Source organism: Bacillus sp. N6 (assembly GCF_052805735.1).
Genome location: NZ_CM127843.1, coordinates 2,429,749 through 2,443,891, shown reverse-complemented (window position 1 = coordinate 2,443,891; position 14,143 = coordinate 2,429,749). Strand labels below are relative to the sequence as shown.

General features: G+C 30.9%; 9 protein-coding genes and 2 pseudogenes. 1 reads left to right on the top strand and 10 read right to left on the bottom strand.

The features are described from left to right. Nucleotides 1-9: 9 nt before the first annotated feature. The 7 genes and pseudogenes from ACUXVC_RS12520 to ACUXVC_RS12490 all read right to left on the bottom strand — a co-directional run bounded on the left by ACUXVC_RS12520 (nt 10) and on the right by ACUXVC_RS12490 (nt 11,048). Nucleotides 10-2,415 carry a PAS domain S-box protein gene (locus ACUXVC_RS12520; protein ID WP_446026111.1) on the bottom strand — a complete coding sequence of 802 codons (2,406 nt, stop codon included), beginning with the start codon at nt 2,413-2,415 and terminating at the stop codon, nt 10-12. A 430-nt stretch (nt 2,416-2,845) separates the two neighbouring features. After that, nucleotides 2,846-3,067 (bottom strand): annotated as a pseudogene (locus ACUXVC_RS12515) (hypothetical protein); the annotation flags it as partial. Between the two features lie 27 nt (nt 3,068-3,094). Next, complete coding sequence (gene hblB, locus ACUXVC_RS12510) at nt 3,095-4,495, bottom strand: hemolysin BL regulatory component HblB (RefSeq protein ID WP_446026110.1); 1,401 nt, start codon at nt 4,493-4,495, stop codon at nt 3,095-3,097. Nucleotides 4,496-4,870: 375 nt separating this feature from the next. Beyond that, on the bottom strand, nt 4,871-5,998 hold the full coding sequence (gene hblA, locus ACUXVC_RS12505; RefSeq protein WP_000591969.1) for a hemolysin BL binding component B: 1,128 nt from the start codon (nt 5,996-5,998) through the stop codon (nt 4,871-4,873). A 36-nt stretch (nt 5,999-6,034) separates the two neighbouring features. After that, nucleotides 6,035-7,255, bottom strand: a complete 1,221-nt coding sequence (hblD, locus tag ACUXVC_RS12500) for a hemolytic enterotoxin HBL lytic component L1 (protein WP_446026109.1) — start codon at nt 7,253-7,255, stop codon at nt 6,035-6,037. 61 nt (nt 7,256-7,316) lie between these two features. Next, nucleotides 7,317-8,636, bottom strand: a complete 1,320-nt coding sequence (hblC, locus tag ACUXVC_RS12495) for a hemolytic enterotoxin HBL lytic component L2 (RefSeq protein WP_446026108.1) — start codon at nt 8,634-8,636, stop codon at nt 7,317-7,319. A 1,182-nt stretch (nt 8,637-9,818) separates the two neighbouring features. Continuing rightward, nucleotides 9,819-11,048, bottom strand: coding sequence for a helix-turn-helix domain-containing protein (locus tag ACUXVC_RS12490; protein ID WP_446026107.1), 1,230 nt, complete (start codon nt 11,046-11,048; stop codon nt 9,819-9,821). Nucleotides 11,049-11,477: 429 nt separating this feature from the next. Between ACUXVC_RS12490 and ACUXVC_RS12485 the strand changes: the two genes are divergently transcribed. Further along, nucleotides 11,478-11,606, top strand: coding sequence for a peptidase (locus ACUXVC_RS12485; RefSeq protein ID WP_095690900.1), 129 nt, complete (start codon nt 11,478-11,480; stop codon nt 11,604-11,606). An 881-nt stretch (nt 11,607-12,487) separates the two neighbouring features. On the opposite strand, the pseudogene ACUXVC_RS12480 reads toward ACUXVC_RS12485, so the two are convergent. The 3 genes and pseudogenes from ACUXVC_RS12480 to ACUXVC_RS12470 all read right to left on the bottom strand — a co-directional run. Beyond that, a pseudogene (locus ACUXVC_RS12480) lies at nt 12,488-12,562 on the bottom strand (short-chain dehydrogenase); the annotation flags it as partial. 1 nt (nt 12,563) lies between these two features. After that, nucleotides 12,564-13,286, bottom strand: a complete 723-nt coding sequence (locus ACUXVC_RS12475; protein WP_023521954.1) for a thioesterase II family protein — start codon at nt 13,284-13,286, stop codon at nt 12,564-12,566. After that, a complete protein-coding gene (locus tag ACUXVC_RS12470) occupies nt 13,273-13,977 on the bottom strand; it encodes a 4'-phosphopantetheinyl transferase family protein (protein ID WP_002042141.1) in 705 nt (234 codons plus the stop codon). Before ACUXVC_RS12470 ends, ACUXVC_RS12475 begins: the two co-directional genes overlap by 14 nt. Nucleotides 13,978-14,143: the final 166 nt, after the last annotated feature.

Here is a 14,143-nt window from a genome sequence, read left to right as displayed (position 1 = left end):
GAGAATATCTTAATTTTGAAGTGTACAAATAGGGAGAGTGACTTCAACTGTAGTCCCCTTATTCATTTCACTCTTAATAAATATCTTTCCCTGATGTGTTTCAATGATTTTATAACAGATCATTAATCCTAAGCCAATCCCCTCTTCTTTAATACTATAAAAAGGTTCTCCGAGGTATGGTATACGTTCTTTTGGAATCCCACACCCTTGATCGATAAAACGAATGCTTACTTGATTATAATCAAGTATATTTATTTGAATCAGAATTTCCCCTCCCATCGGCATAGATTCAATTGCATTTTTTAATATATTAACAAATACTTGTTTTAATTGATTTCCTTCACATGAAATCAATGGAATACCAGGGTTAAGATCGATTCTAAATTTTATATTATGCATCATTGCTTGAGGTTGTAGTAGCATTAAAACTTGATCCATTAGCACACTAATGTTATTAGGTTGCATTTTTACTACCTGTGGTTTGGCTACCGCCATAAATTCAGTTGTTATGCTCTCTATACGCTCAATCTCTGATGATACTATATTAATATAACCCTGATTATTCTCATTTTCCGTTGATTTTAGTAATTGCATGAACCCTTTCATTGCAGTTAATGGATTATTAATCTCATGAGCCATTACAGTCGCTAATTGTCCTACAACAGCAAGTTTTTCAGATTTTCGTAATAATTCTTCTGTTTTTAGCCGTTCAGTGATATCACGAGAAATACTTAGAAAAACTTTTTTACCATTTAAGTTAAAAACACGAACACTAAACTCAGTTGTTATTACTTTTCCTGTTGGAAAAACATATTCATCTTGCAAAGTGAAGAAAGTTTGTCCTTTTTTAATTTTTTCTAATAACCTTACGATTATTTGAGAATCTTGTGGTACTATATTTGAAAATGATAATGAGAGCAACTCTTCTCTACTATATCCAAATCTTCTACACCCAACAGGGTTTACCTCAATAAATCGACTTGGAGCATTATCTTCATTCAGCTCTACTACATATACCGCATCAGTTGCTTGTTCGATTAGTGCACGGTACTTCATTTCACTATCTCTTAATTGCTGGTGTAATCGATGCCGTTCTCTTTCTGCTTGTTTTCTTTCAGAGATGTCTCTACATATTGCTGATAAAGCTATCACATTTCCTCTTACATCTAGTATAGGAGAAACTGTCAGACTGATATCAAGAAGACTCCCATCACTCCGTTGTCTAACAGTTTCTAATCTAGTAACCACCGATTCTCCTGTTAGAATTTTCTGAATATTTTCGAGCGATTCTTCCATTAAAAAATCTGGTACACAAGGTAATCTCTTACCTATGATTTCTTGTGATGACCACCCAAATATCTTTTCATAAGCTTTATTGGCTTGTAAAATATGCCCTTCTCGATCAGAAATGGTAATAGCATCTAGATTGTGCTTTATAAATGATTCTAATAATTCTTTGGTAGCGCTTAATTCTGATTCTACCTTTTTCCTTTCGGTTATATCAACTGTAGAACCAACAACTTCAATAACTTGTCCATTTCTTTTAATCGGCCTAAGCGCAATAAGAATAATAGTTTTATCATTTGGCCAAGGTAATTCAAATATAATTTCTTTTCCTTCCCATGCCTTAAGATAGTACTTCATCAATTGTGGAACTAAATGTGGAGGAACAATAGAAGCATCAATAGTACGTAAGCTTTTTCCTACCACCTGTTCAGAATAAAATCCGTTTTGATAATAAAACTGTCCATCACATAAAGTGTGTATAAAGTGCTTACCCACTTTTTTAAATTTAAAAATTCCTCCTTGAAGCTCATGTACGGTATCTGTAAGTTCTTGCTTCGATTTTTTTAATTCTCGATTCATTTTAGATAAGTCCCGTGTTAAATAATACAATCTCTGGTAGGCTTCCATAAGAAATAGCCCAATTAAAAGTCCTAACGCTATATATAATAAGCCTCCTGTGTAAAGTAATGTAATATTAAATAATACGCCAACTAACCACTTTATTCCAATAAAAACAGAAAAATATAAAGATGCACTTTTAAAAGGATGTAGTTTTTTAAAATAAGTTTTAAAATTAGAAAATAGAATTCCCATACATAAATAAGCAATCACAGGAGGTTCCCAATACCCTCCAATGTAAAAGATACGCATTAAAATTATGCTAATTAACGTAATCCAACCAGCAATACGGCCAAAGTAAATAAAAGATAGAATAAGAGGAACAATTCGAAGATCGTAGGAAAATCCCATGTATGGAAAAGAAAAGAACATTAACGTAACTGCAATAATCCCTCCATAGAGCTTTTCGAAATATCGACTAGAATTAATTGTAAACACTTGAATAAATATTGCTGCGCTAACTAATAAAGAAAAAATAGAAAGGTTGATGAAATAATCTTTAATAATCATGTAATGTCCCTCCTTGCATTAAGTGTATTCGACAAAAAAGCTAAAAATCCTACAAATTGTATAAACAGTTCAAATGCATAAATTTTAAACTAGGATAAAATCTGGAAAAGTAAATAAGGAGCACAGCAGATGAGATATTTTAATGAAAAATAGTTCAAAAAAGATAATAGTAACCGTTGACTACTATTATCTTTTTTCTTTAAGTTATCGTAATACGTATGAAACTCTAAGGGACGTGGTATGTCATTTCATCAAACAATGATTATATGCTGAGTCATGAATATAGAAACTTCAACAGTAATTTTTGAAAAATAATATAAAAAACAAAACTATCTTTGAAAATGAAAAAAATCTATATAAATGTCAACTAATCTATGTACAAAAACGTTCACTTAATTTTGCATAAAGTCACTCCACTTAGGAAGCTAAGTAGTTCTTCAAGGTCGATAAGAACACCTGTAGATGCTTCAGGATAACTACATAATTGTATGAGTAATGTACTTGAAACCTTTCGGTAAAACCATACACATAATACAACTAACTCCTTGGTTCAATATTTACTTTTTCGCTGAACAAATTCTTTTTCTTGAGCAAAATATTCTAGGATATAAGGAGATTTTTCAATTAACTTGGTGTCTAGTTTATTGTCCAGCTTTAATTACTTCGTTACTTTTCAGATTCAGTTCATTATATTTTGTACTTTGTCTTTATACACAACATATTCTTTACCATCCACTACTGCTACTACCGCAAATTCATCATTTGGATTGAATGAAAGCCAATCAGCCCACATGTTAGTATTAGCCCCTCCATTCCACATATTATGAACAGTGTTTTTAGTTAAATTCATAACTTTATAAGACGCATTTGGCGCATTTGTTCCAGTCTTTATTTCAAAAGTGTATGCGTTATGAATTTTTTTATAAAAGTAGAAAACGTTTGATGGACGAAGCTGATTCAAAAAATCCTGTTCTTTTTTCTCTGCAATTTTTATCCCTTCTTGCAAAGTGACAACATCTGTTTTTAATGTTTCCCAACTGTTTTTCGCTGCATTCAAGCTAGGGGTTAAGAATTTATATTTATTTTGATCAGCTTTTTGATCAGCTTTATCAATATGTCCCAGTACACCCGAATATTGAGAATCTAAATCCTCCCATTGCGTAGACATATAAGTAAGAGCAGTGATAACACTATCAAGCATACTATGCATATCACTAATATTATGAAATGCAACTCCAACTACACGATTCAATGTTATTTTATAATCTACAGTCTGACGCAATTTTGCTAATTCAGGTTCTAGCCAACCTAACTTACCTCTTGCATCACCTATCATGATGCCACCAGCAATCAAGGTTGGAATAAAGGGGATTTTCACCATGTCTAATCCCTTAGATTCTATGTCTTTCTGATATTTTACTTGTCCTAAAAGGTCCTCTAGACGCTTTTGGTCAGCCTCCACATCAGCACCTTGGTTTTTTAAAATCGATTGCAATGTCTCTTTATGACTTCCAAATGTTCTAACATCTTCTCCAATAGCATTTTTTAATTGAATTAATTCTTCTATTAATGCTTTTGCAGACTTTTGATTTTGTTGAATTCCCCCCTGTAAATCTGTAATCCCTTTTTTTAAAGTATCTCCATTTCCATTATTAATCGCCTCTACTAATGTTTCATAATAATTTTCAAATTTTGTATCGTATTCTATAATGCCTGTCAATGTATCAAAAAGCTGTTTTTTTACTTGTGCATTCCATGTAACAGCATGTGCTCTTGCATTCTTTTGATCTTGTACAATTTTACTAGGTAAATCTGCATTTCCATTAATAGTTATTCCTTCAAAATTCACATCTGGATTATTAATTAGCAAATAAGAATATTCATTCATAGCTTTTGCAAATAAACCAGCATCTTGCAAAGCTTTTTTCATCTGTTCTTCATTTGCTGAAAGAGATATATTTTCATTGTTCGTTTGTTCAATTTCAATCGCAAAAGTTTCTAGTGGTATGACTGCATAAGTAGTTGTTATAGTTAAAAACGCTGATACAGCGAGTAGTTTATTAGGGATTTTTTTCATCATTTCGTATTCCTCCTATATAAGGTATGGTTTCAAGTTCTAATCTTATTAAAAAGCGATGTCTTTCAAAATGAGTTCTACATCTTTTATCAGTATCGTTTGAACTTTCTTTAGCAGCCTTCAAATCATTAAGTATTAAAGAAAATGTATATAATCTGCTTCAAATTAACCGATTCTGTTGCAAATTTTAAAAAAGCAATTAAACTACAAGGTTATTTTTTATTCGAATCATACTTATATATAATTGAAAGGCGAAGTCTTTAATGAGACTCCGCCTTTCTGGTATATAAGGATTTATTAATTATTACTTTTCTGTTTAACAGTGTAATCATAGACTTTCTATGTTTTAGTTCACTTTACAACAGAATTAATATTTCCCTATTTTTGTGGAGTAACAGTTTCCACTTTTAATTCCTTTATTCCTTCTTTTAATGTAACAGCATCTGTTCGTAATGTTTTCCAACTGTCTTTCGCTGCATTTAAATTAGGTTTTAAGAATTTAAATTTATTTTGATCGGCTTTTTGAGCTGCATTCTCAATATGCCCTAGAACGCCCGAATATTGAGAATCTAAATCATGCCACTGCGTGGACATATAAGTAAGAGCGTTAATAGCATCATCAAGCGCCTTGTGCATTTCATTAATATTACTGTAAGCAACTCCAACTACACGATTTAAGGTTACTTTATAATCCACGGTCTGACGTAATTCTGCTAATAAAGGCTCTAACTTACCTAAATTATCCCTTGCTACTCCCACTATAATACCGCCAATTATTGGTAGACCCAAAATAGCACCCTTCATTACATTAAACCCATCAGATTCTAATTGTTTATAATAGTTTACTGATCCTAATACTTCTTCTAGACGCTTTTGATCGGCATCAACATCTGCACCTTGATTTTTTAAAATTGACTGCAAGAGCTCTTTATTACTTCCAAAAGCTCTAACATCATGTCCAATAGAGTCTCTTAATTTAGTTAATTCTTCTATTAGTTGTTGTGCATACTTTTGATTTTGTTGAATTTCACCTCGCAAATCTGTAATCCCTTCTTTTAAAGTTTCTCCATCCCCTGTATTAATCGCCTCAATCATTGTTTCATAATAATTGTCAAATGTTGTATCGTATTCAACAATACCATTCAATGTATCTAAAAGCTGTTTTTTTACTTTCGTATCCCAAGTAACAGCATGTGCCCTTGCATTCTTTTGATCTTGTACGATTCTACCAGGTAAATCTACATATCCATTAATGGTAATTCCCTCAAAATTCACATCAGGATTCTTAATTAACATATAAGAATAGGCATTCATAGATTTTGCAAATAATCCAGCCTTTTGCAAGGTCTCTTTCATTCTTGCTTCATTTGCAGAAAGAGCCGTATCTCCATTGTTCGTTTGTTCAATTTCACTTGCAAAAGTTGTTACTGGTGAAACTACATTAGCGGTTGTAATAGTTAATAGCGTCGATACAGCTAGTAATTTATAAGGGATTTTTTTTATCATTTCATTTTCCTCCAATTTAGGTTTTAAATTTCAGTTCTACTCCTGTTTAAAAGCAATATCTTTTGAAATGAATTCTGCATCTTTATGAATATCATTCCAACTTTCTTTAGCGGCTTTTAAATCATCTGGTATTAAAGAGAATTTGTGGTCTTGCATAGAATCGATATTATCCAGTAAATCTGTATAATTTGCGCCCATTGTATTCCATTGCTTTTGAATATTTGTTAGAGACAATATCGCTTGATCTACAGTCTGATATAAATATGCCAATGTTTCTTTCGCGTTAGTAAGCGAAAGAACTGCTTGATTAGCACGATCTGCTTTCATACTTAATTCTCCGATTTTATTAGAAATTTCATTATAGGAGTCCATATGCTTAGATGCTGTGACACCAGCCGCAGTTCCTAGACCGATACCAGCTGCGCCAAGAGCCGAGAGTCCACCAACAACAGCCGGTGTTGCTGTACCGCCAGTTACAACAATAACTACCGCTCCTCCAATAGCTGCAATAACTAAAATAGCTGCTCCCAATCCACCACCAATTGACCATGCTAATACATCATCAAAATGTTTTTTCTGAGTAGAACGAAGTTGCTCAATTTCAGCTTGAAGTTGTGGGATCGTTGCCTGTTGACCTGCTAATATTGCAGTTAATCCACCTCTCCCATCTGGACCACCAACATTATTTTTAAAATCTGTAGAATTTTGATATAGTTTCCCTTTGAAGTCTTGTAGCATCTTAATCACATCTGTAACTTCTTTTGAATTTGTATTGATTGTAGTAATTAAATCATTTATACCCTCTTTTAGACCTGCCTTATCTTTCTTTTGTACAGTTTCTACTAATGTGTCGTAATAATTTTGAAATTGTTCATCGTAATTTACAATATTACGAGCAGTTTTTTGAATCTGTGGCTTCGCTGTATCTAACCAGTAATTCGCATTGATTCGTGATAGCTCTTGATTAAGGTGAATATTTTTGAGCAACTCTCCCCCCTCTGAGCCTAAATCAATATTAGATAAATTTACATTTGGTTGCTTAATCATTGTTTTTGCGTATAAATCCATTACTAGAATATGAGACCCTGTTTCAGCTAATGCTTTCTTCAGTCCTTCGGGGCCTAATGCATAATTGCCTACTTTTTGTTCTTGAGCGGTCGTTTCTTGTGCAAATGCATGAATAGTGTTACCGGTAGTAGCAGTTATAACAGTTGCTAATGTAGCTAAAGTTAGTACTTTGAATGGAAATTTTTTCATGACTATTCTCCTTCTTTCGCTAAATGCTTATAATCTTTATGAATTCCGAAAAAACGCAATATTAAAATTTATATACTTGTTCTTCAAGGTAACTTATTACATTTTTTAATTGTCTTAATGTATCTTTTTGAGACTGCTCGCTAGTTGTATCAACATTAGTAGATAATTTTGTAATGCTATTTTTTATTAGATTTAAATCTTCTTTATAGCGCTTTAGTAGATCAAGTTCTACATCTACTTGATTTGCAAACGTATGCAAATCATTTTGTGTAAGAAGAAGCATTGATTTTTGTAAATCAGCTATTGATAGTTTCGTTGTTAAATCATATATTTTTTGATTTTGTTTCTCTAAATCATCTAAATATGCTCGCTGTTCTGCTGTTAATTTATTTACTTCAGCAAAAACGCCAAATGTTTTCTTAATCTTTTCGGTATCAATGACCTTCATCAGGTCATACTCTTGTGTTTTTGCTGCGGCTGCGGCTGCTATTTCACCTTGTTTGCTTTTCTCAATTGCTTCACGAGCTGCTTTTTTTGCTGATTCAATCTCTAGAGCAGTTTTACCTTGCTCTGTTGCTTCTTGCACTGCTTTTTTCTCTGCTTCTAGAATAGAGTTGTTAATTTCTTTTCCTTTGTTATACGCTGCCACCCCTGCTTGAGCAGCTGGTTCAATAATTTCTTTTGAAAGACTATAAACTTCTTTGAATATAGCAAATCCCTGTTCATTTAAAGCCCCTGGTATTAAGGCAATTTGCTGTAAATCATTTTGAATTGCTTTTTTGGTATTTAATATTTCATTTTTTAACTGGTCTATTTTTCCTGTTCCATCTGTACTTAGTATGCCTTGAGCAGTTGCCACATTGGTATCAAAATCTTTTAATTTTTTATCAAGCTGTAATTTAAGATCTGTTAATTCATTGATTTGCCGTTGCGTATTTTCTTGATTCGTCATAGCCATTTCTTGAAGTACTTCAAGTCTATCCGAAAACCCTTCTCTATCTTCTTTATTGTCTACAAACAATTTTAATGTCGGGTAATAGCTATTAAATTTTGTTACAAATCCTTTACTTTTTGAATTTAATAGAATTAACTGTGGATAGAGTTCCGATGACCATTCCTTCATATCTTGTTTGATTAGGAATTGATTTGTATTTAAAGCTGTGACTTCCTCTAACTGTACATTAGGACTCATTAAAGATTGATCAATATACGTTTGGATTAATTTAGATTGCGCACCTAATTTTCGTAATGAAGAGGAAATATCCATGCCTTCCTGTTGAGTTTCCGCTTGAACGATTGGTGTTGCGAGAGTATTGATAGGAATATTTCCTCCAGTTACAATGGATGTGACTAATAATCCTGTAATTATTTTAGTTTTCATTCCGTACACTCCTTTACCATTGTTTTTATAACTTAATTCATATAACTTGTATGACCTCTCTCGTTGTAAACTGATTAAGAAGGAGAAATCTTTCAGATAGGATAATATCGTTATTTTTTACTTCTAATAGAATGTAAGGATTTTACTTACCTCTCACTTCGATACTCTATTTTTTCAAATATAAATAACAAAAATTTATTAACTATATTTGAATCAAGCACCCTATGAATAGTAAATGTGTAATTCTTCCCTAGAATTGCGGTTTAACTTACAGAACCGCGAGAATCAATAAACCAATGCTTACAGTTAATCTTGCCATAACATTGTTTAATTTAAATTTAATAATATTACTCTTAGTTTTATCAGCAAACTCCTTACTAGACTACAAAAGGTAAAATTATACTGTACATCGCTTATACTTTTATTGCGGAATAACTTCACTTTTGTTATGCAGAAACTTAGAACACGTTTATTACAAATTTGATTCTTGACCTCTTGTGAATAAATTTACTATTTAGAATATTATTAACGACATAATGTTACTTACAACTTCACTATAATTCCTATTAGCGTAACCTTCTCCTTTCTATCTGGTCATACCAGTTATGTTGTTCATTAAAACATTAAATTTTTAATGCGTAAATAGAAAAATTTTGTCGATTAAGCTCGATAATTTACTGTTAAATAAAAATATGACCCGGAAAAAATTATATAAATATAGTTATTCATAAATTTCATTTCTGTAATTGTAATGATTACAAATTAATGTGTATACGGTTAAAAATAACTATTTTCGCTCAACCAAAAAATTTTATTTTAGAAAAAATACTTATAGAATAATATAATAGGTCTTTTTATACTTTTTTACCTTTATTTAGTTATGTATAATTGCATAAAATGTAGATATATTTAGTAATATATGTTATATTGTTGATCTTTTTACAAAAAACATCCTAATATCATTATAAAAAAATATATAATATGAAGATATTAGTCTATAAACTTATCTTCGTTATAAACGTAGGTTTTAAATGACAAAAAAGCTACAAAGTTTCCTTGGAGCACTTTGCAGCCTTCTATCTTTTTGTTTACTTTAGCAAAATAATGGTTAGTGAATTTTCATTTTTTGGGATACTTATACCCATGTTTAAGTCTTTACATTGGAGACAGCAGATAACAAGCTTATATTACTGTATATTTTTCACGGTACTGCCTGGGAGTCATGCTAGTGATTTTTTTGAAAACTCTTATAAAATAACTTTGGTCATTAAAGTTAAGCCACGCACAGATATCTGATAACGAATAAGTAGTGAGTGTTAATAATTTTTTTGCTTCTTCCACTCGTTCCCTTTGAATATATTCGCTTAAAGTAATTCCCATTTCTTTTTTAAATAGTTTAGACAGATAAGTAGGCGTAATATCTAAATGATTAGCAAGTTCATTCAGAGATATTCCATCGTAAACATTTTTATTAATATGTTTTATACATGTAGTAACCGCGTAAGAATACTTTTTTGCATTGTATTCTTTCACACGATCTGCAAAGGTACGTAAAGCGTCCCCTGATAATCGCTTTACAGATTCTACATTATCTAATTGTTCTAGGGTTTGTATATATAAAATACTATGGGCAAAAGCAATATCTGGTGGCAGATTTCCTTCTATTGCATATCGAGTGGCTAAGGTAATCGCAATAATTCCAAGGTTTTTTTGATTCCTGAGCGGATCCTCTACTAGCATAAGTTCAACATCTTCTTGCGAAACCGCATACATATACTGTATTAACTTTTTTTTATTTCCTTCTTTGATAGTCGAAAAGAAATCATTTACTAATGCCATATTGTGCGTTTTAGGTTTGTTTTGTCGACGTTTTAAAATATATAAATCAGGTTTCACATTTTTATTAGGAGTTTCCTCTAGTACTTTATTTTTTTCCAAGACAATATCTACATCTAATTTTTCATTGAAAATCATGTAATGTAATAAAATTCCCATATCAATTAATGTAGTTTTTTTAATCTCAGATAAACACTGATAATAGGCAAGTCTTTCTTGAATGTTATCATTTGATTTAAATTCTTTCTGAAATTTTATGATCATATCATCTGAATCTTTTGAATGTATAGTAGGACCGATTATAATAGTCCCTTTAATATCATCATGATTTTCTATATGAATTAGAACAAAATTTTCAAGATAGTTGTTGCTTCGAAAAAGTGGCAAGTTACAGGGATCGTTTTCTTGATAAATATCACTAAGATGTTCTTCTTTTGAAGAATAAAAAGGACTACAAACATTATCAGATGTAGAATGATATAAAATTTTTCTGTCTGCAGATAAAATATGTACAGGGGCATTAAATGCTTTATGTGCAAGATCACACAAGTGTTGTATATCGATAGAAGTATTCATTACATTCTCCTTTATAGATCCATAAAATATATTTTGTTATATATAATTCACGACAAATAATACTATAAAATATCAAATTAGTACAATTCACAACAAAATATTACTATATCTTTTTTATAAAAATCATATATTATTTAATTGTAGTTAGCATCTAAATATCAGAGTAGATAAGTAAAGGAAATACACTAAGTTCTTTTCTTAATTCTACAAAATATAATTATTGAACTTGAGAAAACAGTGAAGTACTTCAAAATACAGTGGTAGTCAATGCGAGGACAAAGCTGGAAAAAGATTTAAAATGCAGCGAAAGTAACAGGAGATACTGTACCACCGCAAGAAACAACAATCAAAGTTCCAATTCAATCATTTATACAAATTGAATTCAAAAAATAAATACTGCTAATTTAAATGTGAAACTGAAAAACTATTTTGCTCCAAATTTTAGAAAAAAATAATAAAGAAGTTGTGAAATTGGAAACAGATGAAAGCGATGCGGCTATTTTTGAAGCACTATGCTTTGAAAAGTACAAGGTGGAGGAAATTCAAGTACTCAATTAAATATTTAATTGAGAGAAAGGTCTTTTCATCAACTAAAAATAAAAAACGAATGGAATATTCAAAAACATGACACTATATTACTGGTCGTAACAATAGTTTTACTTTCCACAAAAGAGGAAAAATATATAGACTTTACAAATACTAAGAATAGCAAACTAGATAGTTTTATTACCGCATCACATAAAGTGAAACTTTAATCAGTGGGGGTTTTGTTCATCCCCCACTGATTATTAGCTCTCACCAATCGGGCTTTTACGGGCAGCCCGCCCCCCACCTAACTTCTTTGCTTCCGCTGAATTTTGAGGTGGAGGTCTTACTGCCCGGCAAATAGCGGGATAAACTTATTATTAATTTCCAAATACAATAGTTGTTAATCAACAAAAAAACTTCAATAATTAAGGTGCACAGTAAATTGACCTCAAAACAGTAATTACTACAATATCAGTTTTTACTTATTCTATAAAAAAGAAATATCACTTAATAATTATTACTTTATATCAATTTAGACATAAAACATTTTATTATATCGGCTTAAGTATTATGAAATTAAAATTGCAAATAACACCAAAACTCTTTTAAGGGCCCATACATCGTTCGTATCGGGTTGATTATCTTTTGATACCTATGTCATTAATACAACTAAAAAAGTTTATTACAAAGGAATCTGAGAGTTTTTTTCAATTTCGAAATTTATTTTTTGTAAATTAAAGGAAAAATAATCCATATATATACGGATTATTTTCTTAGAGTATACAATACTTTATTTTTAAATTTCTATAACTTTGAAAAGTGATTACTACTAGAATAATAAAAACCAAAACTTTCTCAACATTAAATTGAGAAAGTTTTGGTTTTAAAGTACATAATACTTACAATTAGCATTATAAGCAAGATCCACAAATTGCATCAATTAACTCACCAGTTATCCAACGACTGTCTGATGATGAAAGAAAACCTCTAAAAACTAGTTGATAATCTTTTAGAATTTAACTTTCCTATAATACTCTTTGCTATTTCTTCAATATTTTCATTTAGAAAGAAATGACTACCTTCAAAAGAATGAAAAGTACACGTTTTACTTGTATATTGCTTCCATTTTATTACTTGATCATATGTAGTAAATTCATCATTTTTCCCATTAAATATAAGAAAATCAATATCACATGGTTGTATATTATTATCATGAATGTATGTCTCGACAATCTTAAAATCTGCTCTTAAAATAGGGAGAAAAATCTCCATTAATTCTTCTGATTGAAGTACCCCAGATGGTGTACCTCCCATTGCAATAACTTCTCTTTTAAATTGTTCATTAGGAAGATTATATCGGATATTTTTTATTTTACTATTTGGATGGTTTCTACCGGACAAAACAAGAAATTCAGGTAATTCGTTATTAGAATCCTGTATTTTCCTGGCTACTTCATAGGCAATCAAACTCCCCATGCTATGCCCGAATAGAATGTACGGCGAAGCATCTATTTGCTTAACTATACTAGTGTAGGCATCATTTACGGCCTCTTCCATACCTTGGTACAAGCTTTCTTCAATTCTATATCCTCTGCCAGCTAATTCTATCGGGACTACTTCAATATATGGATTAAAGTAATTTTTCCATTTTGCGTAGTTAAACGCAGATCCCCCAGCATGTGGAAAGCAAAAAAGTTTAGTCTTCTGCATTGATTTTCTCCTTACTTTCAAATTTGTATATAGTTTGGCAAATTGTATAAATGTCTTTAATTATTATCTCTTGCGGAAATTCATCTCTTGTTGCACAAGCAGATAACTTATAATTTGGATCAATGTTATATTGTTTAAAGTAAAAGTTTTTAGGTATATGCTTGTATGAAATTGAAGTTCGTGATTCTTTTTTTATAGAGAATGAATTTAATGGGGTATAAAGCCCTTTTCCAATCGTTTTTATATAGCTTTCTTTTAATGTCCATAAATCATAAAAATAATTAATTTGTTCATCAGAATTCATATTAGATATATCATAAAATTCTTCCGCTGAAAAAAATTCTTTTGCTAATTTAAAAGCCTCTATTTCTGAAACTTTTTCTATATCAATACCCACATTAAAATTAGCAGTAGTACAAACCACCCATTCTCCTGAATGAGACACATTAAAATGAAAGTCAGAAAAGTTTTCAACAAAAGGTTTTCCATACTCATTATATATAAATCTAATTTCTTCATTATTAATTTTATACTTTTGGCAGATTAGAGATCGGATTAGTAAATCCCCTATCAGGGTCCTATTAATGTCGCATGAATTTAATAATCGCTTCATTCGCTCTTTCTTCCCATTTGAAACCAAGTTACTAAGTTTCTTAAACAAATGACTTTCAATATTCTTTGGTATTTTCACAGCGTGAATTTGTATGATAAATCACGTCCTTTTTTAAAGAATGGCTTCATATATGAACGTTACAGAAACTCAAATTAACTTTATTAAATTGCATATACAATAGAAAAGGTGCATATTTACATATCAATGAAAATATGCACCTTCCCTCAGTAATATCATCAGGCAT

Excerpts from the sequence above, each read along its gene's own strand:
- ACUXVC_RS12520 (WP_446026111.1), bottom strand. The coding sequence starts at position 2,415 with ATGATTATTAAAGATTATTTCATCAACCTTTCTATTTTTTCTTTATTA.
- hblB (WP_446026110.1), bottom strand. The coding sequence starts at position 4,495 with ATGATGAAAAAAATCCCTAATAAACTACTCGCTGTATCAGCGTTTTTA.
- hblA (WP_000591969.1), bottom strand. The coding sequence starts at position 5,998 with ATGATAAAAAAAATCCCTTATAAATTACTAGCTGTATCGACGCTATTA.
- hblD (WP_446026109.1), bottom strand. The coding sequence starts at position 7,255 with ATGAAAAAATTTCCATTCAAAGTACTAACTTTAGCTACATTAGCAACT.
- hblC (WP_446026108.1), bottom strand. The coding sequence starts at position 8,636 with ATGAAAACTAAAATAATTACAGGATTATTAGTCACATCCATTGTAACT.
- ACUXVC_RS12490 (WP_446026107.1), bottom strand. The coding sequence starts at position 11,048 with ATGAATACTTCTATCGATATACAACACTTGTGTGATCTTGCACATAAA.
- ACUXVC_RS12475 (WP_023521954.1), bottom strand. The coding sequence starts at position 13,286 with ATGCAGAAGACTAAACTTTTTTGCTTTCCACATGCTGGGGGATCTGCG.